This window comes from Acidobacteriota bacterium (assembly GCA_028874215.1).
Classification (GTDB): domain Bacteria; phylum Acidobacteriota; class UBA6911; order RPQK01; family JAJDTT01; genus JAJDTT01.
In genome coordinates this window covers 73,703-98,899 of the sequence record JAPPLF010000041.1, presented here as the reverse complement: position 1 = coordinate 98,899, position 25,197 = coordinate 73,703, and the positions used below count along the sequence as shown (strand labels likewise).

At 62.6% G+C, this 25,197-nt stretch carries 22 protein-coding genes; 3 read left to right on the top strand and 19 right to left on the bottom strand.

Features of this window, described 5'->3' with window-relative positions; translation table 11 throughout:
* Nucleotides 1-101: 101 nt before the first annotated feature.
* From OXT71_07735 to OXT71_07670, 14 genes are all read right to left on the bottom strand, one after another.
* Nucleotides 102-2,279 carry an ATP-binding protein gene (locus tag OXT71_07735; protein MDE2926271.1) on the bottom strand — a complete coding sequence of 726 codons (2,178 nt, stop codon included), beginning with the start codon at nucleotides 2,277-2,279 and terminating at the stop codon, nucleotides 102-104.
* Entirely contained in the window at nucleotides 2,276-3,460 is a 1,185-nt protein-coding gene (locus tag OXT71_07730) for an ABC transporter substrate-binding protein (protein MDE2926270.1), read from the bottom strand. Before OXT71_07730 ends, OXT71_07735 begins: the two co-directional genes overlap by 4 nt.
* Nucleotides 3,457-3,876 (bottom strand): ATP-binding protein, encoded by a 420-nt coding sequence (locus OXT71_07725; protein MDE2926269.1) that lies wholly within the window; start codon nucleotides 3,874-3,876, stop codon nucleotides 3,457-3,459. The genes OXT71_07730 and OXT71_07725 overlap by 4 nt, the downstream gene beginning before the upstream one ends.
* A 168-nt stretch (nucleotides 3,877-4,044) precedes the next feature.
* Complete coding sequence (locus OXT71_07720) at nucleotides 4,045-4,383, bottom strand: STAS domain-containing protein (protein MDE2926268.1); 339 nt, start codon at nucleotides 4,381-4,383, stop codon at nucleotides 4,045-4,047.
* A 236-nt stretch (nucleotides 4,384-4,619) separates the two neighbouring features.
* Entirely contained in the window at nucleotides 4,620-5,756 is a 1,137-nt protein-coding gene (locus OXT71_07715; protein MDE2926267.1) for a hypothetical protein, read from the bottom strand.
* Between the two features lie 113 nt (nucleotides 5,757-5,869).
* Nucleotides 5,870-6,694: an outer membrane lipoprotein-sorting protein gene (locus OXT71_07710; GenBank protein ID MDE2926266.1), complete on the bottom strand. Its 825-nt coding sequence runs from the start codon at nucleotides 6,692-6,694 to the stop codon at nucleotides 5,870-5,872.
* Nucleotides 6,691-8,982 carry an MMPL family transporter gene (locus tag OXT71_07705; GenBank protein MDE2926265.1) on the bottom strand — a complete coding sequence of 764 codons (2,292 nt, stop codon included), beginning with the start codon at nucleotides 8,980-8,982 and terminating at the stop codon, nucleotides 6,691-6,693. The genes OXT71_07710 and OXT71_07705 overlap by 4 nt, the downstream gene beginning before the upstream one ends.
* 8 nt (nucleotides 8,983-8,990) lie before the next feature.
* A complete protein-coding gene (locus OXT71_07700) occupies nucleotides 8,991-10,163 on the bottom strand; it encodes an oxygenase MpaB family protein (GenBank protein ID MDE2926264.1) in 1,173 nt (390 codons plus the stop codon).
* Between the two features lie 387 nt (nucleotides 10,164-10,550).
* Complete coding sequence (gene hpnE / locus OXT71_07695; GenBank protein MDE2926263.1) at nucleotides 10,551-11,828, bottom strand: hydroxysqualene dehydroxylase HpnE; 1,278 nt, start codon at nucleotides 11,826-11,828, stop codon at nucleotides 10,551-10,553.
* A 12-nt stretch (nucleotides 11,829-11,840) separates the two neighbouring features.
* Nucleotides 11,841-12,728, bottom strand: coding sequence for a presqualene diphosphate synthase HpnD (gene hpnD / locus OXT71_07690; GenBank protein MDE2926262.1), 888 nt, complete (start codon nucleotides 12,726-12,728; stop codon nucleotides 11,841-11,843).
* 93 nt (nucleotides 12,729-12,821) lie between these two features.
* Nucleotides 12,822-13,691: a squalene synthase HpnC gene (gene hpnC, locus OXT71_07685; protein MDE2926261.1), complete on the bottom strand. Its 870-nt coding sequence runs from the start codon at nucleotides 13,689-13,691 to the stop codon at nucleotides 12,822-12,824.
* 197 nt (nucleotides 13,692-13,888) lie between these two features.
* Nucleotides 13,889-14,308: an ATP-binding protein gene (locus tag OXT71_07680; protein MDE2926260.1), complete on the bottom strand. Its 420-nt coding sequence runs from the start codon at nucleotides 14,306-14,308 to the stop codon at nucleotides 13,889-13,891.
* A complete protein-coding gene (locus OXT71_07675; GenBank protein MDE2926259.1) occupies nucleotides 14,305-15,495 on the bottom strand; it encodes a SpoIIE family protein phosphatase in 1,191 nt (396 codons plus the stop codon). The genes OXT71_07680 and OXT71_07675 overlap by 4 nt, the downstream gene beginning before the upstream one ends.
* Nucleotides 15,496-15,688: 193 nt before the next feature.
* Entirely contained in the window at nucleotides 15,689-16,027 is a 339-nt protein-coding gene (locus tag OXT71_07670) for an STAS domain-containing protein (protein MDE2926258.1), read from the bottom strand.
* 282 nt (nucleotides 16,028-16,309) lie between these two features.
* Between OXT71_07670 and OXT71_07665 the strand changes: the two genes are divergently transcribed.
* Nucleotides 16,310-17,632, top strand: coding sequence for a VCBS repeat-containing protein (locus tag OXT71_07665; protein MDE2926257.1), 1,323 nt, complete (start codon nucleotides 16,310-16,312; stop codon nucleotides 17,630-17,632).
* Between the two features lie 13 nt (nucleotides 17,633-17,645).
* On the opposite strand, the gene OXT71_07660 is transcribed toward OXT71_07665, so the two are convergent.
* Both OXT71_07660 and OXT71_07655 read right to left on the bottom strand, forming a co-directional pair.
* Nucleotides 17,646-19,022 carry a permease prefix domain 1-containing protein gene (locus tag OXT71_07660; GenBank protein ID MDE2926256.1) on the bottom strand — a complete coding sequence of 459 codons (1,377 nt, stop codon included), beginning with the start codon at nucleotides 19,020-19,022 and terminating at the stop codon, nucleotides 17,646-17,648.
* A 5-nt stretch (nucleotides 19,023-19,027) separates the two neighbouring features.
* Nucleotides 19,028-19,396, bottom strand: a complete 369-nt coding sequence (locus tag OXT71_07655; protein MDE2926255.1) for a helix-turn-helix transcriptional regulator — start codon at nucleotides 19,394-19,396, stop codon at nucleotides 19,028-19,030.
* A gap of 144 nt (nucleotides 19,397-19,540) precedes the next feature.
* On the opposite strand from OXT71_07655, the gene OXT71_07650 reads away from it, so the two are divergent.
* Nucleotides 19,541-21,076 (top strand): sulfatase, encoded by a 1,536-nt coding sequence (locus tag OXT71_07650; protein MDE2926254.1) that lies wholly within the window; start codon nucleotides 19,541-19,543, stop codon nucleotides 21,074-21,076.
* A gap of 15 nt (nucleotides 21,077-21,091) precedes the next feature.
* Here OXT71_07650 and OXT71_07645 read toward each other — a convergent pair whose 3' ends face one another.
* Genes OXT71_07645 through OXT71_07635 form a run of 3 tightly spaced genes read right to left on the bottom strand, consistent with a single transcriptional unit; the run spans nucleotide 21,092 to nucleotide 24,355 of the window.
* Nucleotides 21,092-22,057, bottom strand: a complete 966-nt coding sequence (locus OXT71_07645; GenBank protein ID MDE2926253.1) for a hypothetical protein — start codon at nucleotides 22,055-22,057, stop codon at nucleotides 21,092-21,094.
* Between the two features lie 8 nt (nucleotides 22,058-22,065).
* Nucleotides 22,066-22,842: a hypothetical protein gene (locus OXT71_07640; GenBank protein ID MDE2926252.1), complete on the bottom strand. Its 777-nt coding sequence runs from the start codon at nucleotides 22,840-22,842 to the stop codon at nucleotides 22,066-22,068.
* Between the two features lie 37 nt (nucleotides 22,843-22,879).
* Nucleotides 22,880-24,355 carry a hypothetical protein gene (locus tag OXT71_07635; protein MDE2926251.1) on the bottom strand — a complete coding sequence of 492 codons (1,476 nt, stop codon included), beginning with the start codon at nucleotides 24,353-24,355 and terminating at the stop codon, nucleotides 22,880-22,882.
* A 99-nt stretch (nucleotides 24,356-24,454) separates the two neighbouring features.
* Between OXT71_07635 and OXT71_07630 the strand changes: the two genes are divergently transcribed.
* Nucleotides 24,455-25,195, top strand: a complete 741-nt coding sequence (locus OXT71_07630; GenBank protein ID MDE2926250.1) for an isoprenylcysteine carboxylmethyltransferase family protein — start codon at nucleotides 24,455-24,457, stop codon at nucleotides 25,193-25,195.
* Nucleotides 25,196-25,197 lie beyond the last annotated feature (2 nt).

The following is a 25,197-nucleotide window of genomic DNA, read 5'->3' as shown; positions in this document are numbered from 1 at the left end:
GCAGTGCGGAATTCCGCCCGATATTAGAACATCTCGTTCCTCGAAACCACACTCGCTCGGGGAACCGGCCGGTGAGAATTCGGGACGGGATCCTACAGTTGCTACCCGGAAGCCCCTTCCATGGCAACGGGGCGCATCACGGGGACTTCGATAATCATTTCGGTGAACTCGCCGGGTTCGGTTTCCACTCGAATGGATCCTCCATGCTCCCGCACGATGTCGTTGGAGAGAGCAAGGCCCAGGCCCGTTCCCTGGTCGGTGGGTTTCGTGGTAAAGAACGGATTGAAGATCTTGTCCACGATCTCAGGCGGAATTCCGTTCCCATTGTCCTTGATTCGGACCTCGATCCGGTCTTCGTGACGCCGGGTGGCGACCCACAGAGTCGGCATGTAGTCGAAAAAGCCTTTCCCCGCCTCGACCGCCGCGCGCCGTTTCTGATCGGTGGCGTAGCAGGCGTTGCCCACCATGTTCAGAAAAACCCGGCCCATGTCCTGCGGAACGACTTCGAACTGACCCGCCTCCGGGTCCAGGCTCATCTCCATGTGGAGCTGGAAATCCGGATCGGTCGCCCTCGCGCTGTGGTAGGCAAGACGGGTGTGCTCGTCGAGCAGGTTGTTGACGTCCGTCACCTGCCATTCGCCCGAGCCACGGCCCATCATGAGCATGTCGTGAACGATCCGGTTGGCCCGCTCGCCGTGCTGGTGGATGCGGCGTAGATTGTCGGTGAGGTCCTGAATCAGCTCCTCGACCAGCTCACGGTCGTCCTTACTCAGTTTCTCGCCTTCTTCTTCCAGGACTTCCTGGAGTTCCTCCATGAGTTCCTGCGACGCCTCCGCGAAGTTCTTGACGAAGTTCAAAGGATTCTTGATCTCATGGGCGACGCCCGCGGTGAGCTCACCGAGCGCCGCCAGCTTTTCACGCATCACGATCTGATCCTGAGCTTTCCGCAGGTCGGCGAGGACGCTCTCCAACTGTTCGTTCTTACCCCGCAATTCCTCCGCCAGCTTCTCCACCAGGTTCAGACGCTGGACCTCCAGCGCGTGGCGCCGAAACACTTCGAGGGCCGCGGCCATGTCGGCCACCTCGTCCCTTCCTTCGATCTCGACCTTGCCCTCCAGTTCTCCCCCGGCCATTCGCCGCATGCGCTGCGACAACAGCGCCAGGCGGCGCAGCAGTATCCGTCCCACGATCAGCCAGGCGATGAGCACGGCGCCGACGATGCTGAGTCCGTTGATGGCGACGAGGAGGATTCGGCCCGCCAGAATGGCCTGTGTGGATTCTTGAGTGTCGGCCGCCGCTCTCGCCTGAGACGCTTTCACCAACTCGTCGACCGCCGCCACCAGGTCAATGGCGATTCCGCGGTTCTCCGCCAAGAGGTCTCTCTGCCGAGCGGTCAGTCTCAATTGGCGGACCAGCAGATTGAGGCAGCCCTCCTCTCCGGCGCCCAACTCGAACAGAAGTTGGAAGTCGGCGGAGATCTGCCCAACCAATTCGGACTCTCCCAGCGCCGACAGGCTCCTTTCGATGCGATTGCGAGACGCCTCGAACTTGTCTCGCAAAGGCTCGATCAGGAAGGCGTCCGAAACCGTGAAAGCACTGTCCAGAAGTTGGGTGGCGGTATTGGCGTCCGCCAGCAGATCGGTCAAGTGACGAAAGCGATCGAACTGATCTTCCGAAAAATGTTGCCATTTAGGAGCCGGAGGCTCCCCCAAGTTTCGGTGTCCCGTGATGGTGTAGAAGAATTGGTCATCCACGGTCGGAAAAATGACCCGCTGCAGGCGTCCTTGCAGATTCCCGAGTTCGGTGCGCAGAGCCGAACTCCGCTCGGCCAATTCGTAAATCGCCGACATGTCGGTTTCGATGGCCTCGATGTTGGATCTCAAGGTATCGGCGTGACCGCGAATGCGCCGGAAACGTTCGTCGGCCGAATCCTGGCGCTCCAAAACGGCCAACTGCGCCTCGAGCGCCGTTTTCGCCTCGTCGATGCTTGCCGCAACCTGGGCGAAGTCGTCGGTCGTTTCGGCGGTGGTCAGCCGAGGCGCAGCCGCGACCAAGGCGGCGCTGTACTGCGCCACACCGAACGCGGCCTCCAATTCCGGGAACCGAAGTTCATTGACCCGCCGCTGGAGATCGCCCACGCGGTCGAAGGAGAACCAGCCCACGAGACTCGCGGCGATCGTCAGGGCGACGGCGCCTCCGATGGTGGCGTAGAGCTGCGTCGAGATCCGAAAGCGACTCTGCAGCAGACTACCGAGCAAACGGTTCAGTCGTTCGATCACGGCGCCGCTTCCAGCATTGAGCTGATGGGACGATATTGACCGTCACGACCGATTACGGTCAGATAAACGGCATCCGATCCCTGGTTGTCCTGGTCGCCGAAACGAAGCCGGAACCCGCCGAGGTCCATCATCCCGGCTTGGCGAAAACCGTCCAGAAAACCGGCTCGACTAATCTCACGGCCTGAATGCTTCAGGCCGGCAATAGCCAGGCGCCCGGCCAGATAGCCCTCGAAGGAGATGAACCCGGGAACCACGCCGGATGCGTAGGCGGAAAGGGCGCGATGGTAGTCGCGGACGATGGGACGCGATTTGTCGGTGGGGAAGGGCACGACCTGAGTGACGTAAACACCGGCGCCGGCGGAGCCGAGCTCCTTCGCCAACGCGTTGCTGCCGACGAAGGAGATGTTCATGAATACGGCTTGGAGGCCCGAAAACCGGGCCCAGGAAATGAATGTGGCGAGAGGTTTGTACGCGCCGATGAGAATCACGGCTTTGGGGTCCCCGTCGTTGATGTCCAGGAGAGCCATCTTTACCGCCAGGGTATTGCGAGGGTAAAGGCCGATGGCCACCGGCGTCATATTCCGTCGATCGAGCGCGGCCCGAACCCCACGGTATCCGGCCCGGCCGAAGGAATCGTCCTGGAACAATACGGCGATCCGCTTGATTCCCATGTCCTCGGTCAACCTGGCTACCATTTCTTCGGTCTCCTGGTTGTAGGAGGCCCGAAGGTTGATGACGTTGCTCCACTCGGCGTCGCGCAGGAACTCGGCGCCCGTAAACGGGGCAATGTATGGCACGTTGGCATCCGCGGCAACCGGTACGGCCGCGCGTGAGGTGGGTGTGCCGACGGCGCCGATGAGAGCGAAGACCTCCTGTTCCCTGATCAGAGCGAGGGTATTGGCGACGGCGGCCTCCGGTTCGTAGGCGTCGTCCAGCGACGTCAACTCCAGCCGCCGGCCATCGATGCCGCCCGCCCGGTTGACCTCGTGGAAGGCGGCCTGGATGCCGAGACGCATGCTGATACCCAGCTCCTGGGCAGGACCGCTGAAAGCGGCGGACTGTCCGAAGAGAATGCGGTCGTCGGAAACGCCGGGTTCCTGCGCCGGAACCGGCAATGCTGTCAGCAACCAAGCGGCTACCCAAATGAGGATGCCGGCCGGCCGGCCGGCCCATCGCTTCACCGGACCCGCTCCTTGACCAGAGTCACGTGGTTTCTCCCCCCTTGACGCCGATAGCGCAAGTTGTCCACCAGGCTGCGTACGATATGGATCCCGAGGCCGCCGATGGTGCGTTCCCCTAATTCCACATCCAGATCGGGCTCGGGAGCCTCGCTGGTCGGATCGAACGGATGGCCGTTGTCCACGATTTCGACGGTGAGGGACTCACCTTCCGCGGTCAGCGTGATCTCGATCTTCTCGAGTTCCTCGGTCTTCCCGTGGGTCATGATGTTGAGTCCCAGCTCTTCGATCACCAGGTTGATTTGAAAGATCATGTCGGACGGCCATCGTTCCGCGTCGCCGAACTGCTCCACAGCGGCCGTAATCACACTCAGCTCCTCAACTCTGGGGTCGATTTCCAGGGACAGCTTTCGGCTCAACGACGCCTCTCGCTCAGACTGAACCTCATAAAGGAGACGACGGGCGACTGCGCCTTGTCACCGGCGCAATTCCCGTCCGCTTGCGAATACGGCCGGTCATCGGGCGCGCCCCGACAGTGCGACGCAGCAGACTCGACCGGCATCCACTCCGGTCTCCACGATTAGATCCTATCCGCCATGTTTGGCGACGGCTTCGGACCGGGAGGCGTGAGTGGGGATGATCCTGCTGAAACCACTGATCTCAAACACCTCGTTGATGGTATCGGTGAGCGAGCACACAACGAGCTTTCCACCTCGACTCTGCAGCTTCTTTGCAATCATCAGAAAAGCTCGAAGGCCGGCACTGCTGATGTAGGAAAGATCTTGTAAGTCCATGATCAGGAGACGATCGTCCTCCCCGATTACTGCGTGGAGCGCCTCCTCGAATTCGCGGGCATTGGTGCCGTCGACACGGCCCTCCGCTCGGGTGATCAAGATCCCTCCTTCCCGCTCGGCGTGAACCTCCATTGCTCTGACTCCCGTATATTGTGACCTAATCCTTCCGACAATTTGCCGCGATACTACCACCGGTGGGCCTTCAAGCGAAACCACCACGCCACGGTCGGCAGATGGTTTTCGTTGCCGGGAAATGGTACGGAAGGCTGAATGGCACTGATGAGGCCGACTCCTTTTCCCGCTTGAGGACGCCCGAGTCGGCGATTTGAGCGGCGCGGCTGCCTGATGCCGATGGAACCCGGCGACCCTCAAAAATTGTAAATCAAATTCAACTCGACGAAGCTGTCGCGCCGAGTCAAATACGTGAGATCCACTTCCTGGATACCCTGAAATGTGATCGCCTCCAGACGCAGAGACCACTGATCCGAGATGCGCCGGTTCAATTCCAGAGTCAGCACCCGGCCTGTACTGTCGGCGTCTCGCAGAATGCTGGTGAGAATTTCGGTGCTCTGAACGTCGTTGAAAGCTATCCTCGCGGCCAGGAAAAAATCATTCTGGAAGATGTTGGTGGCATATTGGCGCCGGCCGTCGTAGTTCCACTCGCTGAGCAGCGTAAGATCCACCGCCGAGCCCGATACGGAATAGAACGTGTACTCGCCGCCAAACGTGGAAGCCGAGTAGTCTTCTTCCACGCCGACGCGGTTTCGGGCGCCGGTTCGCCGAATCGCCTCGAGCTTGAACAGCCAGGACCCGGCCGTCACCTGGGCGTCCAGCCCAAACTGCCGGATCTGCTCGTAGATTGGAACAAAGGCCGGTTCTCCGGAGCGGTCCGGATCCAGAATCAGAAAGGGGTCTCGACTGGTGCCGTCGAAAACGCTCATGCCCAGGTCGAGAGGCCCGAAACTGCGACTGTAGCGGCCGGCGACATCCAGATGCCACTGCTTGGCGTCGCTCTCATAGGAGACCATGTCGTTGTCCACAACGAACGGGAAACGCAGACGCCCGAAGCGGCCCGGAAAGGTGCGGGCACGATGATACGTCAGGCCGAAGACTTCGGCCGTTCCCCAATCGCCGGAAAAAGTAAGGTGGGCCATGGGTTGGCCCAGCTTCGGTTCCTTGTAGGGATGTTCCACCTGGTCGATCTGGTTGACGATGTTGACCAGGTGGCGGGATTCGGTGACTCCCCAGAACACCCGGTCCACCCCTAGACGGAGTTCCCACTCGCTATTTGCGACGCCGCCGAACAGCAGAAGATAGGCTTCACGCAGATCGACGTGGGTTCGGCTCGGATCCCCGGCGTCGTAACGAAAAAACGGCGCCAGATTGAAGCTTCGGCCTCCATGGTCTTCGAGATAGAATTCGGGCTCGACGACCAGACCGCTTGCATGTGAACGCTGGCCGGGGTACGCCGCACTTTGGGGATGCCACCGGCTTTCAAGGCTCACGCGCCCCGAAGTCTCGTGCCTGACGATCTCGGCCCGCAGTCCGCCAATACTGAGTGAGATGAGAAGCCCCGCAGTGCAGAACCGCGCGCACCGAATGACGAGACGGCGGGGCATTAACGAATCCGTTGCAGACCGGTGCGGGTGAAGTCGCGTTCGTTGATTTTGGTCCGGAATTCATATTCCGTCCATGTCAGAACGGTGCTTTTCCCGGTGAGATGATTCACCATTGTCATCTCGCCAGCCTGCCAGTAGCGATCCAGGTACTGCCGGTAGTTCCTCAGGGTGAGGGTCTTCAGGTGCGAATCCTTGCGATCGTAGTATTCCACCTTCCAAACGCGAAACGCGTCTTTGTCCTGCCAGACCAACTGCCTGCGGTAACCCGATTTCTTGTCCACAGGGACGCGCTCGGAGACGGTGCATGTCGACTCGCCGCAAGGCTCGTCCCGCAGGTACCGGTAGCTGAATCTCTCCACTTCCTGCGCGCTCATGTCCTCATAGGCGAACTCGCTGCCCATGAAGGAGCCGGAACGGTTCGACGAACTGATCCGCTTGACCCGCTTCAGCGCCGGGAGATAGAGCCACTGGTCGTCCGCCTTGTCGCGATGGGCGTGGATCAGGAAAGCCGTTCCCTTGACGTCGCGCGGCTCATCGAAGACGAACATGCTCTTGTCTCCGTCTCCGGGCACTTCGAGCACCCTGACCCGGAGTTGGCGCCGACTCTCCCTCCCCTGCCTGTTCCGCAACACCATGGTCTGCCGAGCCGTAAAATTGCCGAATCCGTCTCCGTGTTCCCGGGCTTCGAGCGCGATCTTGAGGCCGATTTCTTCGGGGGAAGCATCGTCGGAACGGGCGAACGCCGGCGAACCCAGACAGGCCATGACGACGACGGCAGGAACCACATGCGCGAGGGGAAACCGGGCGGAACAAGAGTGAATCATGATTTTCTCCGATCGAGGGCCATCAACAGGGGCGGCAGCAGAAAGAAATCGGCGAGAAGCGCGAACACTATGGTGATCGTGACCATGAGTCCGAGCGACCGGCTGACCTCGAATCCCGATGAAGCGAACACCAGGAAGCTGGCCGACAAGACCGCAGTCGTGGTCCACAGAGCCTTTCCAACAGTGTTGAACGTGGAACGTACAGCCGCGGCCGCATCCAGGCCCTGGCGGCGCCCCTTCAGATACTTGGTCAGGAAATGAATCGTGTCGTCTACGACGATACCGAACGCAATCGCGGTCATCACGGAACCGGCCAGACCCAGATTGCCCACCAGATAGCCCCACAATCCGAAGCTCATTGCCGCCGGAACGAAGTTGGGAATCAGACTGATGAGTCCGTGACGCACGCTCCGGAATATCAGGACCAGGATGAACGAGACGATGGCCATGGCAATGATCGTCCCCCGCAGCATGCTCTCGATGTTTCGAAGAGAAAGGTGGGCAAAGACCACACTGAGGCCCGTGGCCGGGACGACTCGATGGGGCATGTTGGCGCGGAGCCAATCTTGAGCGCGAGCGTCCAACTCGCGCAGACCCCGCGACGAAGAGTCACGGACCGTCACCGTCATGCGGGTCTCGGACTTGGCGATGTCGATCCGGTTGTTCAGGTCATTGCCGAAGGGAAGCGACATCTCGTAGACCAACAGGTATTGGGCCGCGAGTTCGGGGTCGTCCGGCAACCGATCGTAACCGGGGTCGTCGCCGTGCATGTTCTTGTTCAGGCGTTTCATGATGTCCGGGAACGCCTGGACATGGGTCACTTCGGGTTGCGTGCGGTACCATTCGGCGAATTTCTCGACGGCATCCAGATATTCGGGATCGGTGATGCCGCCTTCCCGTCCCGCTTTCAGCGAATACTCCAAAGTATCCACGCCGGTCAGGTTTTCGATGACGAAATCCGTATCGCGCCGGAACTGGTAGCGCTCGTCGAAATATTTGGGCCAATTGTCGCTCAACTGGTTGCGGGGGATGCCCATGATGAGGCCGATGGCGAGCAGGGGAACGAACCAAAGCAGGAACTTGCGCTTGGCCACGACAAAAGCGCCGAAGCGTTCGAAGAAAAGAGTCTTTTCGGGACGCAGCGGACGCGCGCGCAGCGGCAGGATCGAAAGCACCGCCGGCAGAAGCAACATGGAATAAACGAAAGCACAGGAAACACCGAACGCCACCAGATTGCCCAGGACGCGAAACGGAGGCGAGTCCGAAGCGTTCAGGCTGAGAAAGCCGATCACCGTTGTGAGAGTCGTCAGAAATACGGGATAAGCATTGGTCCGCACGGATGCCGCGATCGCGGCGTTCCTGCTCAGACCGCGGCTCATGCCCAGCAAGGTGCTGGTGACGATGTGAATTGAATCCGCGACGGCGACCGCCATCACGATAATGGGTACGCCGGCATTGGTCGGACTCATCACGGTTCCGAGCCAACCCGCCAACCCCATTGTCGTGTTGACGATGAACACGAGCAGGATCGAGATGGACAGGGTGGCCAGAAACGAGCGCAGAAGAATCGCGGCGGAAGCCGCGATCACCAGAAACACGATGGGCACCAGAATCTGAAGATCGTCCTGCGTGGCTTCGGCGAAGGCGCGGTGCATAACGACATCGCCGGTCAGGAAATAGGCGATTTCGGGATGGCGTCCGCGAGCCTTTTCCAGTGCGGCGTTGAGATAGTCGGTGATCTCCGCCACCGCGGCGTCCGGATCTTCGGGCAGGACGAAATTGATGGTCAAGCCGCCGACGCGGCCGTCGGTGGAGACCAGGCGACCGGCGATCTCGGAAGCAGTCAGCGCAATCGTCCGGATTCGAGCCAGGTCGGCATCGCTCAGAGATTGTGCGTCATCGACCAGCGGCTCGACCACCAGATCGTCTTCGACCGCTTCGCTATGGGAATAGTTGGTGAGGGAATCGACCCGTGTGGAATAGGGGGCGCCCCAGGCGGCTTCGGTCAGTTCCTCGATCGCCCCAAGCGCCTCGGGCGTGAATACGGAACCCGACCCGGGCGCAATGGCGATCAATGCCCTGTTGGATGCGGCATACGTGTTCTCCAAGGCATCGAATGCGGCGAGTTGGGGATTGTCTTCGTCGAACAGAATTCGGTAGTCGTTCGAGGTGGTGATGTACCGGGCACCTGCCGTCATGACCAGCATGACCACTGTCGCAACCACGGACACCTTCCAGCGGTGGTTCAGGACGACAGCGATGTAGCGGTCCAAGATGGGCGACGTCATATCCTGGTTCACCAGGGACTCGATTTCGATGCCCGAACGTGGTCGGGCATCCGGTAGCTCATCGCGCCCAACACGGCCTCGTCGTAGACCGAGATTTCGAGCATCTGGCAAAAATTCTCCGACCTGATCAACTGCTGGCTCTTGAGCAGATGCTGAAAACGTTGTTTCAACCGGTACGCGAACAGCACGCCCACGGTATTCGTCTTTGGAAACTGCAACTGGTCGGCAAGCCTGTTTCCGATCAGGGAGCGCGACAGCCGGTAGGCCAGTTCCTTCACGGCGACCTGTTCCTTGGGATCCTCGATTCCCGCCGTCAGGGGAATCGCCTCTACCAGCGCGTTGGCCATGGTGGCCGAATCACTGTCCGGGGTCGGCTCGCACATGTGGGCTACATCGAATATTTCGCGCGCGTGGCTTTCACTGGAAAAGAGGATGGACTCGGGCACCCCCATGACGTACCCGGCGTATCGCCAGACTTGAAGCACACTCTCTCGCTCCTCCTCGGAATACTTGGCCCCCACGGAAATCGAATGCTGGAGCAGGCGCATGGAAAAGACGGTGGTGGCGAAACCCAGGTGCGCCGCGCTGATCGGCGTACCCCACGCATCGGCATCCCAAGCGTCGGAATTCGCCAACAGGTGCCTCACTCGGGCGTGAACGAAGCGAAGGCGCATGGAGAGCTTCCAACCGTCTCCATCCCTCCGCAGACCTCCGGGGAAGAACACCTCCAGCAGATGGCGGTTGTTCTGCATCAGGCGCCTTCTCGCGGTCAAGGGGCTCAAGACGCGTCCCGTCGTGGCGAAAGACTTGGCGATCAGCGTCGCAAATCCCTCGATCAGGACGCCCGTGACAAAGGCGACGAGGATTTTCGTCGTGTTCAGGTGAAAAGCCCGGACGCCGGGACGAAAAGCTTCGTAGTCGAACCAGGGGGGATCTTCCAGATTCTCGAAAAAACCGCGCAGTGACTGCGGCGCGGCGCGAAGACCCTCTTCGTCCTGGTCGATCCCGGCTCGGATAAATCGATGCAACACGTGGGGCGGCAACGAGGAAACCTCGTCCATCACCGGATCGAGCGCGGGGTCGCCGACGGTCGTGTGCCGGATATAGCTGTCGGCAAGCGTCTGGTTGTAGCGCCGGGCCTCCCGGTAGCCCTCGACATACGCCGAGGGGGATTGCAGCATTCGTCGATCTCCTGACAGTCTGCCTGACTGATGGACAGCAGCGGATCTTCAGGACGCTCCGTCCGGAGAACTGTCCCGGTCGAAGGCCATTCCAGAATCGACGGTGAATCTCCAGGCCCGATCAATGCGCCACGTGGGCCGGCCGATCACTTGCGGCTGCGCCGAAAGTGCCCGCCGTAAAGGGTTTTATGCTCGATCCAATTCGCCGGTCCCAGTCAGCAACAAATCATAGCACACAGGTACGCCCCCCCATCTTCAGGAAGGCCGCTGCCGGATCAAATTTGCCGGCCGCAGGATTGCTCGACCGGCGGTTTCCGGCCCCATGCACGTTGTCGCATTCCGGTCATTGATCCACGGGCCGGGAATCTGGCGGAACCCGTCAATCGGCTACGGGCGCGCCGCACCAGGCGTCCCGGATTCCGCTATGACGCGAGCCGCCATCTGACCGGACCGAACAGCGCTCTCGATGGTTGCGGGCAGACCCGTGTCGATCCAATCCCCGGCCAGAAACAGGTTGGCGAACTCGCTTCCGGTCGGGGGACGGCGCTTCACCTGGCCGGGTGTCTGCGCGAACGTGGCGCGCTTTTCCTTGACGATGCGGCAGCGGGGTATCCTTTCGCGCTCCTGGCCCAACGCCGCCGCAACGTCGTTCCAACTCCTGCGGGCAATGACTTCTGCCGGCTCGCCTGCCAATGCGTCCGCTGCGCTGACGGTGACGGAAGCCACGTCGCCGCGAATGAAGAGCCACTGCGCGGTTCCCCCGATCAGTCCGAGGAGAGGAAGCTTCGGCGGCATTCCGGCCGGTTTGGACAACCGGAAATGAGCGTTGACGATGGCGTGGGTTTCGCCGGGGACGGACAACCCCGGCACCAGCTCCGCCGCAGCCAGAGGAGGAACAGCCAGTACCACGGACCCGCCTTCTCGCAATCGTATTCTTTCGGAGCCGAAGTCCAGACCGTTCGCGCGGCGGCCCCGGTAGCTGATCCTGCGTAATCGGCGGCCGAACCGAACCGTCGCGCCCCTTTGGTGAAGGAACTTCAGCGCCGGATCCACGAAGGCGGCGGAGAGTCCGGTCTTGGCGATCCGCGGCCGGCAGGCCGCCTCTCCTCGGGCGAATGTCTCACGCAAAACGGACCACAAGAGCCTCGCCGCACCGGATCGAGCCGGCGTATTCAATGCACCGACCGCCAGCGGTTTCCAGAATCTCTCGAAGAGAGCGCCGGTTTCTCCGACGCAGTCGGTCACGGTCGCATCGGCACCCGCCGTGACGAACCGCAGCGCCGAAAGGTAATTCCAGACCCGTGTGTCCGGCACCCGCCGCCCGGAATGCAGGATCCACCACGGGAGTCGTCCGGCATTCGGCCGCAGCAGCCACCTTTGACCCGTGCGCAAATCCAGGAACGGAAAGCAGGCGGAAGCCGGCCCGATCAGGGAGTCGGCGGCCTCGATGTCAGCCAGGTAGCGCATCGCGGCGCGGTTGCCGCTCAGCAGCAGATGGTTGCCGTTGTCTATCGTGCGATCAAGCTTGGCATCGGCGTAGGAGCGGCAGCGGCCTCCCGCATGGCCGCCCGCTTCGTAGAGCGTCACGTCCCGGCCTCGCCGCACCAGCGACACCGCGGTGGCGAGACCCGCCAAACCGGCGCCGATGACGTGGGTTCGGGGCACGGTGAAACTCCGTCAGCACAGACCGTAACGCAGAGCGAGCAGCAGCTTCCGGAACCGCGTCAGCCGGATGCCGACGTCGAGCCGCGTCCATCCCCGCTCTTCCAGGCGATCGAGCAATTCCCGGTACACCGCCATCATGAGAACGGCAGGGCGAATCCTCCGCCATCCGAATTCGGCGATCAGTCTTTCGGTTTCGGCGTAGTAACCTCGAGCGAAACCGGCCAGTTCGGCGCAGGCTGCGCTGAAGCCTGGATGACTCAGGGTTGCGTTCAACGACGTGGCGGCGACGCCGTGCTTGCTCAGCAACTCCTGTGGCACGTAGAGACGATGAAGCGCCGCATCCGCCTTCAGGTCACGAAGGATATTCGTCAGTTGCAGAGCGTTCCCCAGCGTCTCGGCGATTTGAAATCCGGGGTGACGCGGCACGCCGAAAGCATGGATGGACAGCCTGCCGACAGCTCCCGCGACCTTGCGGCAATAGTGCAACAAATCATCCAGGTTCTGCATCCGCACGGTGGGCCCGGCATCGATTTCCATACCCTCGATCACCGCCAGGAATTCCTCTTGCGGCAAGTCGTAACGGCGCACCGGTTTCAACAGAGCCCTCGTGGTCGGCCAATTCGGCTCCCCCGCATAGAGCCGGTCGATTTCCTGCCTCCATGCCGCCAGCGCTCGCCTCTTGTCGGCGTCTTCGCCCGGTTCGTCGGCAATGTCGTCGACTTCCCGGCAGAACGCGTAAATGGCGTAGATGGCACGGCGCCGCTCCGCCGAAAGCGCTCTCATGCCCCACAGGAACGAAGTGCCCGAACGCGCTACGACACGATTCACGTGATCCGCGGGATTGATCCGATCGCCTGGCCGGCTGCCCGGTCCGGCTTGGGATCGAGAAACCGTCCTCACGTTGTCAGCCTTCCCGCGGCGGAAACCTTCATGTCGCACAACCACTGCGACATCGGCCCTCCAGCCCGCGTTTCTTCATCGGAAACACGACGATCATGGTACTTGTCCGGCTTCGGTGCGCCGGCGCCGGACCCTCACGAGCAAGGTCCGGCCGATTCCCCGCCAAAAGCAGGCCGCGTACTGAAACTTGGTCAGCACGACCCGTTCGGCCAAGGGGTCCCGCCGGCGCAACTCCTTGCTGAGCTTCCGGGCGATGGCTACGATCACGGCCGTTTCCATGGCGAAACGAAGGTTGTGAAACTGGTCCGGCAGGCGATCCGCCGACTCCAACAACTTCTCGGTTGCATCGAGGCACCGATTCAATACTCGCCTGAGCGCCGGAGTCGAACGCCTGCGTCCCAGCGCCTCGACACCGGCCCCGGCCGCCGCCATCCAGTTCTGAGGAAGATAGACCCGGTTCAACGAACGGTAGTCAGGTCCGCAGTCCTGCAGGTGGTTGAGCACCTGGAGCGCGTTGCAAAGGGCGTCGCAGGCGGGATACGCGGCCTTCGATTCGCCATGAAGGTCGACCAGGTAGCGCCCCACGGGCGCTGCCGAAAGATCACAGTAGCCGATGAGATCATTCCACTCGGCATACCGCAGTTTGGTCGCGTCCTGTATGAAGGCGCGCGTCAGATCGACACAATGCCGATGGGTGACCCGCGTGATCTCCAGACTGCGGCGGACGGCGTGAGCTTTGCCAAAAGCCGGATCACCTGTTTCGGCGCCCCTCACCGCTCGGGCGAAGCCGTCCAGTCGCTCGATCTTGTCTCCCGGATCCAGGTCGGGGTTGTCGGCAATATCGTCGATCGCCCGGGCATAGGCATAGAAGGTTGCAATATGAGGTCTCAGGTGCGCCGGCAACAACCAGGAGCCGACGGGGAAGTTCTCATCCGCCGCAGCTTTGCCGGACGGCGTCTCCATGGCAGCGGCCCTGTCCATCGCGAACCCATAGGCGACCGATCAGATCGCTCGCGTGTTTGACAGCACCGGGGGTTGGGAGCCTGGAACTGCCAACGTCAGGCTATGACGAACGTTGCCGTCCGTTCCACCCGCCGCGCCGGCGTGGCGCGCTTGGAGCCGGGAGGAGTTGGAGCGCGCCTCCATGGCGGATCTCGGCGTCACTCGGCCAACTCTTTGACCAGGGTCAGGTAGTTTCTACCTCCGTCGCGGCGATAGTGCATCTCGTCCATCATGGTGCGCACCAAGTAGACACCCAGACCGCCCACGGCACGGTCTGCGACTCCGGAGTCCAGATCGGGCGAGGGCGCATCCTCTAACGGATCGAAGGGAAGGCCATTGTCCACGATCTCGATGGTGAGCGATCCCGGTTCCGAGGTCAAAGTGATCTCGATCTCATGGAGATCGTCGGTCCTGCCGTGGTTGATGATGTTGAGTCCCAACTCCTCGAGCACCAGATTGACTCGAAAGACGAGTTGCGGCGGCCATTTCTCGGCGTCGCCGAATTCTTCCACGGCGGCTGTGATCGTATCCAATTCTTCGGCCCTGGGTTCAATCTTCAGGGCCAGCTTCCGGCTCAACGATCGCTCTCCCTTCGATAGAGCACCATGCAGGTGATGTCGTCCGATTGAGGAGTATCCCCGACGAAGTCCCTGACCGCCTCGAAGACCGCGTTGTTGGCCTCCTCGGAATCTTTCGGGGGCCCATCCGCAAAGATCTCGAACAGACGTTCCGTACCGAACTCTTCGCCGTCGTCGTCCATGGCCTCGGTGACGCCGTCGGTGTAGAAAACCACGGTGTCTCCGGGTGAAAGGACCACGGTGTTTTCGTGGAAATCGAGGTCGGGAATCACACCCAGGGCGATCCCATGAGTGAGAGGAAGCAAAGAGGAGCGTCCGTCGGCATGGACGACCAGCGGGGAGTTGTGTCCGCCGTTGGCGTAGGTCAGTTCTCCGCTGGCCGGATCGTACACCGCGTACAGGAGGGTGACGAACATGGCGGCGTCGTTGTCCTCGTCAAGCAGGTTATTGACCTCCCTCAGGACCCGGCCCGGATCCAGAGTGCCGATGGCGGCGCCCTTGAGCAGAGTCCGGCTGGACATCATGAAGAGCGCGGCAGGCACTCCCTTGTCCGAAACGTCCGCAATGGCCAGGCCGATCCGGCCTTCGTGGAGGTGGATGACATCGTAAAAATCTCCGCCCACATTGCGAGCCGCCTCCATGCTGGCGGACACTTCGTAGTCGGTGCCCTTGGGGAACTGACTGGGAAGGATGGATTGCTGCATCTGGTTGGCGACATTGAGTTCGTTCTGCAACGCGACCAGCTTGTCCCGCGAAGCCAGGGCCTCGCGCCACTCCATCATGTGCTGGACCGTCCGGTCGATGGTGATTCGAAGGTCTTTGAAATCCAGCGGCTTGGTGACGAAGTCAAACGCTCCCCGGTTCATCGCCGTCCGGATATTCTTCATGTCACCGTACGCCGAAATGATGACGGAACGGATGTTGGGATCGACCTTGGGGATCTGCTGCAACAACGTGAGCCCATCCATTTGGGGCATGTTGATGTCTGACAGCACCATGTCGATGTCCTGCTCCTCGTTCAGCCGTTCGAGAGCTTCGACACCGTTTCGGGCAAACACGAAAGTGTACCGGCCGGAGCGTATTGGCCGCCGCATACGCTGAAGCATGAGCGGCTCTAGATCCGGTTCGTCGTCCACCACCAGGATCTTGCACGGACGGTTCATCAGGTCCAAATCATTCGTTCCCACTTCATGTCTCCCGTAGACTCCGGCGCAAGCCTACTCTTTCCGATAATCCATACACCACGCCGGGAGCCGGTCGCAGCAATTACGTCCGTTTCCCGGCATTGGCCGCCATTGGGGGCCAGAAATTTTCATGATGCGACGTTGTCGCCACCTGTCTGACGGATGCGCCCCCCAATCAAGGGTACTTGGGGACTGCCTACTCGCCAAGGGCGGCGAGTGCATCGGAACGGGTCTCATGGGTCGGGATGATCCGGTTGAAACCACTGATCTCAAACACCTCGTCGATTGATTCCGAGAGCGAACAGACCACGAACTTCCCGCCCCGCCCCTGGAGAATTTTTGCAGCCATCAAAATGACCCGAAGACCCGCGCTGCTGATGTAGGAGAGAGACTGCAGATCCAGGATCAACAAACTGTCATCCTTGCCGAGCGCCGCATGCAGGGCATTCTCGAATTCACGCGCGTTGGCGCCATCGATACGGCCCTCGGCCCGGGCGATCAAGGCGCCACCTTCCCGCTCCGCGTGAACCTCCATCAAATAGACTCCCTGAAGATATGGGCCGGATATTCGCTTCTGCCCGGGGACAACGTAACCGCACGGAATCATAGCAAAGCCATTCCCGGTTCACAATTCGCTCCAAACAGCTTGGCCGGCGAATTTCGTACCGCCGGTTGCGTGGGTTTCTCAAGGGACATTGACACATGACGTCTCCCGGGAGCCTCGTTGACCCGAATTTGGTATTGCCGCGGCTGGGCATTATCCTGACCAGACTGTCCGTGGCGAACTTCCCCGCGGACCAACCAGGGAGGCCACGTCGTGAGATCCGTTCCAACTCAAATTCGCGCATTCAGGAGCGTTGCTGCGAGCCGGCCCCGGATCGGGTGCCTGTTGCTCTTGTCCGGCGTCCTGGCGGGGTGCCAGACCGGCCAGGTTCCCGCGGACGCCCCGCCGGGGAGGGTTTCCACCCCTGACCCGGGTCCGGTTCGCTTCACCGAGCACCTGATCATGGACGGCTACGCCTATCCCTACGGCATCTGGGCCGCCGACCTGGACAAGGACGGAAACCTGGACCTGACCAGTGCGGATTACACTCCCGCCAACAACCTCTACTGGTTCCGAAATGACGGTTCCGGCACCTTCACGCGCCGCTTCATCCAGAAGGACGATCCGGAGCGGCTGGAGCGGCACATGGTAAGCGACGTCAACCAGGACACCCACCCCGATGTCGTGATCGTCAAGAATCTGTACGGTCACCTCCTCTGGTTCCAGAATCCCGGAACACACGACACCCCGGACCTGTGGAAGCGGCACGTCATCACCACGCGGCTGGCCGGCGCCTACAACGTCGCGGTCTCGGACCTGGACGGCGACGGCGATCCGGACGTCGCCGCCTCCTCCTGGAGGATGGGGAACCAGTTTGCCTGGTTCGAGAACCCGGGGACGCTGTGCAATGGTCCGCCGACTCAACTCTGTTATGAAGAGGGGCAGGAGTGGCCCAAGCACTTGATTGACGCCAACGTTGCCGAGACCCGTTGCATCCGGGTGGCCGACGTGGACGGCGACGGCGACGAAGACCTCATGGGAACGGCGGCCGCCGACGGGCTGGTCCTCTGGTACGAAAACAGCGGCGATCCGGTATCCCGGCCCTGGAAGCGTCACCTCATAGACGACCCTGTCCGACCCGCGCACGGGAATCCGGTCGACATGGATGGTGACGGCGATCCGGATCTGGTTCTGGCCCTGGGCATGGGCGTGCGGCCGGGCGCGGAGGACCGGTCCGGAGTCGTCTGGTACGAAAACGACGGCACCCCCGGCGACGGCCCGTGGCCCCGGCACACCATCCTGGAACCTCTTCCCGGCGCCTTCGAGGCGGTGGCGGGCGATCTGGACGGCGACGGCGACCCGGACGTGGCGGCCACGGCGTGGGGCCCCGCAGGGCAGGTCGTCTGGCTCGAGAATCCCGGGAACCCCCGGTCGAAGTGGCCCGCCCACTCCCTGAAGACTTCCTGGCCCCGCGCCAATATGGTCATCATGGCCGATTTGGATGGGGACCAGGATCTGGACGTGGCGGCCGTGGCCGAGATCGGAAGCAACGAGTTCCGCTGGTGGCAAAACCAAGGCGCGGGAGCCGGGGATTGAGGGAGGGTCGGACTCAGGCGTAATCGAACAGCGGCGGGAAGCCGATCGCCACGAAACCGGCCCAGACCGCATAGACAGGAAGATACGCCGTCTGCCAGCGCTCCAGAGCGAGGAACGAACCGCGTCCGACCAGGAAGCGCCCGTAGATCCAGGCCGACCACGCCAGATTGACCAGCAAAATCAGGTTCTCGCCCAGCGCCGCCACCCGGTTGGGACTGAATCCGAACTCGGAGATGCGAGTCGCGATGGCCGCCAGAGCCAGAAGGTCGACGATCAGAGCGCTGACCACCAGCACCAATTGCAGCACGTCGAAGGCATCCGGCGGCGATTTCGGGTCACGCGCCGACACGGCATAGAGCAACAGGCCCAGCACCAGCGCCAGCAGCAAATCGAACCCGATCAGCACTTCCCGCTCCACGTCGATGCCGCTGCCGGTCCAGGCCATGGTCGCCAGAAAGGCCAGCAGGACCAGGGTGAACAGGGGGGTGAACAGGCGGGTCAGGACGGGCGCCATGTTTTCGATGACGCTCTGCTTGGCCTCCACCAGCCAGGCCCCGATGATGACGGCCCCCGCGGCGCCGCAGGGCAGCAGCCACCCCTCCGCCAGCCCCTCCACATCCAGGCCGATGGATTTGAACATGACCCCGGTGAAGCCTGTCAGCACGACGCCGCCCAGAGCGATCAGCACGTAGTAGATGAACAACTCGCCGGAGAAACGGATGAAGTCCATGCGCCCGCCCCCGCGGCGCCAACGTCCCCCCGCGTAGGCGACTCCCACGACCAGCCAGAGCGCGATCGGCAGGTGAAGCGCCGCGAGCACCTCCGTGTGCCCGCCGGCCTTGAAGGGGAGAAGGTTCATGAAGAGGGCCGCCGCGACGAAGGGGAGCGCCAACCAGAGGCAACGGAGATCGAGAGTGCGCCGTTTCCAGACGAAGTAGCCCGTGAGGAGAGGCAAGACCAGGAGGCTGATGTTCCGGGGGTAGAATCCGTCGCCGTAGCCGATTTGGGAGTGGCCGAAGAGTTCGGGCGCCTTGACGGCCAGCGCGGCGGCCACGGCCACGCAGACGGCCACCGCCGTCTCTACAAACCCGGCCCGGCCCGGCTCGCCGCCTTCCCCGTTCACCAGCACCAGTTGTTTCCAGAGACGCTCCGAATGCTCCCGCGCGAACTCGCGCGAAAGAGCGTCCAGGCTGCCCATCCGCTTGACTCCCAACAGAAAGGCTTCGTCCGGCGCCAACCCGGCGTCGATCAACTCCTTCACCTGTTCCCGCAGATGGCTCTCCAGCTCGTCCACGTCCGGGTCGAAGATGGCCCGGCGGCGGCGCAGATAGGCGCGCCACTCCGCGATCTGTCCCTCCAGAGCCTCCCGTTGTCGACCGGATGCGGACATTTGCTTCAGCTCTCCTGCGCCTGCGGCTGCCAAGTCGCCGTCCAGGACCTCTCGTGCCAGACGGCCCGAAGCGTGGCGTCCACCACTTGCCACTGCCGCCGCTGGAGCTCCAGTTGCGTCCGTCCCCGCCGGCTGATCCGATAGTACTTGCGCCTCCGTCCGCTCCTGGAGGTCTCCCACCGCGTCTCGACGTAGCCGAGCCGATCCATTCGGTGCAGCACCGGATAGAGCATGCCGTCCGTCCATTGCAACTGCCCTCCGGAGAGCTCCCGGACACGCCTGAGTATGGCGTAACCGTAGCTGTCCCCCTCGGCCAGAATCGCCAGTACCAGCGGCGTCGCCGAAGCCGCCACCAGGTCCTTGCTGAAATTCATTTGGCCTCGCCTCCCGCCCGGACGGCGACAGAGTCCATGGCTTGATACATAGAAGAATAATGCATTGTACTTCTATGTATGTCAACCCCGTGGAACGACTTTCGGTGCGCGGCACCTGGCGCCGATAGTAGAATTCCCCCCGTGATGCGCCTGATTGCGGCTTCGTTGCCGCTGTTGCTGCTGCTGGCCGGATTCGGCCCGGCTGCCGCCAAGCCACCCAACATCCTCTTCATCTTCACCGACGACCACGCCTACCAGGCCGTCGGGGCCTATGGCTCCAAGCTGAACCGGACCCCCAACATCGACCGGATCGCCCGGGAGGGAATGCGGTTCGACCGGGCGCTGGTCACCAATTCCATCTGCGCCCCGAGCCGGGCCGTGATCCTCACCGGCAAGTACAGCCACCTCAACGGCGTCCTGAACAACCTCCTGCCGTTCGACGGCTCGCAGCAGACCTTTCCCAAGCTGCTGCAGCAGGCCGGATACCAGACAGCCGTCTTCGGCAAATGGCATCTGAAGTCGGCGCCCACCGGCTTCGACGATTGGGAAGTGCTGCCGGGACAGGGGGCGTATTACAACCCGGACATGCGGGTCGGTCCGGACGACAGGCGCCGCCGGCATACCGGATACACCACGGACATCGTCACGGACCTCTCGCTGGAATGGCTCAAGAACCGGAACCCGGGCCAGCCCTTCCTGCTCATGAGCCAACACAAGGCGCCGCACCGCCACTGGATGCCCGGACCGGAGCACCTGACCCTCTATGACGGCGAGCAGATGTGGGAACCGCCGACCCTGTTCGACGACTACTCGGGACGGGCATCGCCGGCGGCCGCGAACCGGATGGAGATCGGACGGCACATGACCGCCCACGACCTGAAGTTCCGGCCTCCCCCGGGAACACCCCGGGACGACCCCTTCATGATCCGCTGGAACCGGACCTACGGAAGGATGAACCCGGATCAGAAAGCGGTCTGGGACGCCATCTACCAGCCCAAGAACGAGGCCTTCCAGGCGGCGAACCTGACGGGGAAGGAACTCGTCCGCTGGAAGTACCAGCGCTACGTCAAGGACTATCTGCGCTGCATCGCTTCCGTCGACGACAACGTCGGGCGCCTCCTCCGCTACCTGGACGCCACCGGCCTGTCCCGGAACACGGTCGTGGTCTACAGCTCCGACCAGGGCTTCTACCTGGGAGAGCACGGCTGGTTCGACAAGCGCTGGATGTACCGGGAGTCGCTGCGGACCCCGCTGGTGATCCGGTGGCCCGGTGCGGTCGAGCCCGGCTCGACCAGCCGCGAACTGGTTTCGAACCTGGATTACGCCGCCACGTTTCTCGAGATGGCCGGTATCCGGGTCCCGCCCCGAATGCAGGGCCGCAGCCTGGTGCCCATCCTCAAAGGCGCACCGCCCCGGAATTGGCGGCGGTCCTTCTACTACCACTACTACGAGAGCCAACTGGCTCACGGCGTCCCGGCGCACGAAGGGGTGCGGACCGAACGTTACAAACTGATCCGCTTCTACGAGAGCGGCGAGTGGGAGTTGTTCGACCTGGAGCGGGACCCGCAGGAACTGCGGAGCCTGTATGGGAGGAAAGGCACGGAACGGATCACCGCGGAACTGAAGGCTGAGCTCGAACGCCTGCGCGAAGCGTACGGCGTCTCCGAACCTCCGCTGTGATGGCGGGGCTAAATGTCAGGACCCCGTTCTGACGATGATCTCGCAGCTCTCCAGGGTGGGCCAGGGCGCGCGACGATGGGTGTGCTCCTCCGGCGTCTTTTTTCCCTCCAGGACCACGAGGACGGTATTGACTCCACCCTTCACCGGCGGGTTCTCCACCACCAGCCACTCCTCCCCCTTCCGGTTCCGGATCCTGCCGGCGGACGCGAGATCGACCCCTTCCCCGTTGACTTCGCAGCGGACGCGCCCCAGCGATTTCTCCACGTGTGTCAGACGCAGCCGCAACTCGGTCTTCCGGATTCTGCCGGCGGTCCGGCCCGCCGCGATGTCGTCATCCACGCGGATCCGAATGGCATGAGCCGGCCCGGCGCCCCGGCCCGCGAGAGACAGTTGCTGGGGTACCTGGGGCGGATAGTCCCCGGGAAAGTTCATGGCGCGGGATTCGGCATAGTAGCAGCGGTCCAGACGCTCCAAGGCCTTGGCGTCTCCCAGGTCCTTCAGGTCCTGTAGATCGGACGCGGTGAAATGGCCCGGCCTGTCGGTCCCCACCGGCTTGGCCACCACTTCGGCGGCTTCCGGAACGGGACTTTGGCGATGACTTCGGTAGCCGTAGTTGAAAAGATGGACCCCGGCGGCCCCCTGCTTGTAGCCGTTCAAGGCCGACGCCCTCAATACCGTGACCGGATTCCGTTCGTACCCCCCCTGGGGCGATGCCGCGTGAGTCGAGGAGTCGAATCCGGTGTAGACGAGGACCCCGCTCCCCGATGCCGCCGCGACGGCCCGCTCGATGTCGATGCGCTGCACGCAGTAGGAAGGAGAACCCAGGATCACGGCATCCACCAGTCCTTCCCCGATCCAGGTCTCGAGATCGAAACCCAACTCCAGAGCGGCGTCGATGCTGACGGGAACCCGGGCGATGAGCTTGAGCTCCCTTCCTATTCCCGACTGCTTCCGGCGGACGATCTCCCGGGCGTTCCGCATGAACCCGGTCAGCGTCGGGATGTTCCGGAACGCTCCCCGGTTCGAAACAGTAGACCGCCACGGCCGAAATCCAGCTCCAGTCCATCGAAGTCGTAGCGGGTCAATACCTCCTCGAAAAGGCCCAGAAAGCGGTCTCGCACCTCTTGCTTGGAGTAGTCCCACTGCCAGGAAAAGTTCCACCGGTCGGCTTGGCCGGGTCCCCACCAGACCGGATGGCCCAGCAGCAGGTCGGTCCTCTCCAGCTTTTGGACGGACCGGCCGTACCATCCCCGGTCCTCGAGATTGACGTGGGCGTCGTTCATGCGGAAGGAAGCGAACATTCCCAGATTCAGCTCTCGTGCCCGGTCGATATAGATCTTCAGGAGATCGTGGCCGTCGTCGGCCACCGCGGCCAGGTTCCGGTGCAGGCGCTCCACGTCGGACATGCTCATGCCGCCCACCGAAGCCCCGGCGGTGTCGTCGTCCGGGTCCCAGTCCTCGATGTTGTCGCCCCAGAGCTCGCCGTGCGGGCTCCCGCGCCAGGAGAGATCGTCGTCGATTCCCACCAGGACGGTGACGATGTCCACCGCGGTTCCCTGGAGCGCATCCAGAATCACGGTCAGGTCCCGGGGGTCGCGGTTGGCCAGGTAGTTGAAGGCCCAGTTGCCGTCGGTGTTGTAGATGATGCGGGGAGGCCAGTTGGGAGTCGGCTCCGGGGCCGTCTCAGTTTCCCGCGGCACCTGGCAGGCGGCCACGGTCAAAAGGACGGACGACAGGATCAAGAGACACTTGCGCCAACGATTCATCTTTGCATCCTCTGCAGGCTGTGCCAGCCCCGGTCCGTCACCGGCGCGGCGGACGGCGGCAGTAGAAGCCGTAGACGGTCGCCTGGTCCAGGTAGAGCTTGAGCCGGACCGTCCCCTTGCGCAGATGCTGCTTCAGCTCCTCCTGCCCGGTCCAATGAACCGGCAACCGGCTTCCCTTGCCCCGAATCGGCCGGCAGTCGTCTCGCGAGAAGCCCTCCAGGACCCGCCCCGAGCCGTCCAGCAGCTCGGCCCGGATGGATCCTTCCCCCGCGTCGGCATTGAGGTAAAACCGGCTGCGGCTGTCCCGAATCCGAAGCGGGTGGGTGAGAAGACTCCCTTGGGACGCCGCTTTCCGTCCCACGAAGGCGCCGCGGCCCAGGAAGGCCACACCGATGCCCCGCTTTCCCGTGCCGTCGTGGGCGGGCCTGGTGCTCCCCTGGTAGAAGAGGGCCGTCTCGCCGCCGATGGACGCATCGGCGGGAATGGGCATGACGTGCCCGCCGTCCCACTCCCCCTCTTGCGAAGTCCCCAGGAAGGGCCGGCGGAAACGATGCCATTCGATGCCGTCCCGGCTCGTCCCCAACTCTCCGTACATGGCGTGGGTGACCTCGTCGAACCCGGCGGTGAGCATGAAGTAGGCGTTGCGAGCCCCCGCGTACTTGAAGATCCCCGGAGTGTAGAGATGCCAGGTGGGGGGATCCTGCTCGTCCGGAGTGTGGATGGTCACCGGCCTTGACCAGTGGTACCCGTCGGGACTGGTGGCCCGGGAAATCGAACGCCGGCTGCCCACGTGACTGCGGAAATAGCCCACGTAGGCTCCGGCGATATCGTCCCAGAAGAAGATGTTCCGGGTATCGAAGGGACCCAGCCGGTTGCCGAATTCGGGAATCGTCCAATGGATTCCGTCGGGGGAATGGGCCATGGCGGCGCCGCGTCCCCGGAAGTCCCATCGCTGCAGCATCATCTTGTAGCGGCGCGACGGATCGGAGGCGGCATAGTCCTTCTCCACCCAGTAGGACGGCGTCCCCCGAATCCCTTCGTGCTCGTAGAAAAGGATGTTGTTCCGGGTGGAGCCGTCGTGCTCCACGATCCCCAGTTCCGGTTTTTCCCAGACCAGCCCGTCGGGAGACGTGGCGTAGAGGCACCAGCTCTCGTTCCCTCCGCCCCCCGCCTTGGGCCGGATGATCTGGTACCACATCTTGAAGAGACCCTCTTGCCGGTCCTGGAGCACACAGGTGTAGTTGAGGATTCCCACTTCCCAGGGGCGGTCCTTGACCAGGATCGGATTCCCGGGATGTCTCCTCACCGTTGCCGGGGCCAGCACCAGGCCCTGACTCCGGTCCACGATCGTGTCGTCGTGAAGGAACAGCTCTTCCAGGTTGTACTCCGGCCCGACGTGGACGACGCGGCCCCCCTCTCCCGGAGGTTCGGCATGAAGTCCGGCAGAGAACGGCAGGACCGCCTGGACGATCCACAACAGCAAAACGATCCGGATTCGAGAAGGTGTGCACATGGATGAGGCCTCCCAATGGGTCGGGGTCGAATCGACGCCGACCTTGCGGCATTTGGAAATCCGAGTCAAGTTTCTTCATCAGGTAGAATGGCCGCACCCATGAGTGGCTTCGCAGTGCTTCTTTACGGGGCCACGTCCTACGGCGTCGCCCTCGCCACCGTTCTCTATACCGCCGGGTTCGTGGGCAACCTGATGGTCCCCAAGAGCATCGACTCCGGGACCCCGTATCCCCTGTCGGATGCGATTCCGGTGAATGCCGGCCTGCTGGGACTTTTCGCCCTCCAGCACAGCGTCATGGCCCGGCCCGGATTCAAGGCCGTCTGGACCCGGATCGTGCCCGAGCCATTGGAGCGGAGCACTTACGTCCTCCTGACCAGCGGCGTCCTCGCAGTCATGTTCTGGCAATGGCGGCCCGTGCCCGAACCGGTCTGGCAGGTGGAACATGGCGCCGGAGTCCTGTTTTTGTCCGCACTCTCATGGCTGGGTTGGGGGATCGTAGCCCTGTCGGCGGCCATGATCGGCCATCTCGACCTGTTCGGCCTGCGCCAGGCCTACTTCCGGTTCAAACGGCGGGAAGTCCCGCCCGACCGATTTCGAGCGCCGGGTTTCTACCGGCTCGTGCGCCATCCGCTCATGCTGGGACTCATCGTCGCCTTCTGGGCCACTCCCGTGATGAGCGCCGGACACCTGATGTTCGCCGCGGCCGCCACCGGCTACATCCTCATTGCCCTTCCCCTGGAGGAGCGCGACCTCATGACGCGGCACGGCGACGACTACCGCCGGTACCGGGAGAGGGTCCCGATGCTGGTGCCCACCCGAATTCTCAAAGACCAGGAGTAAAA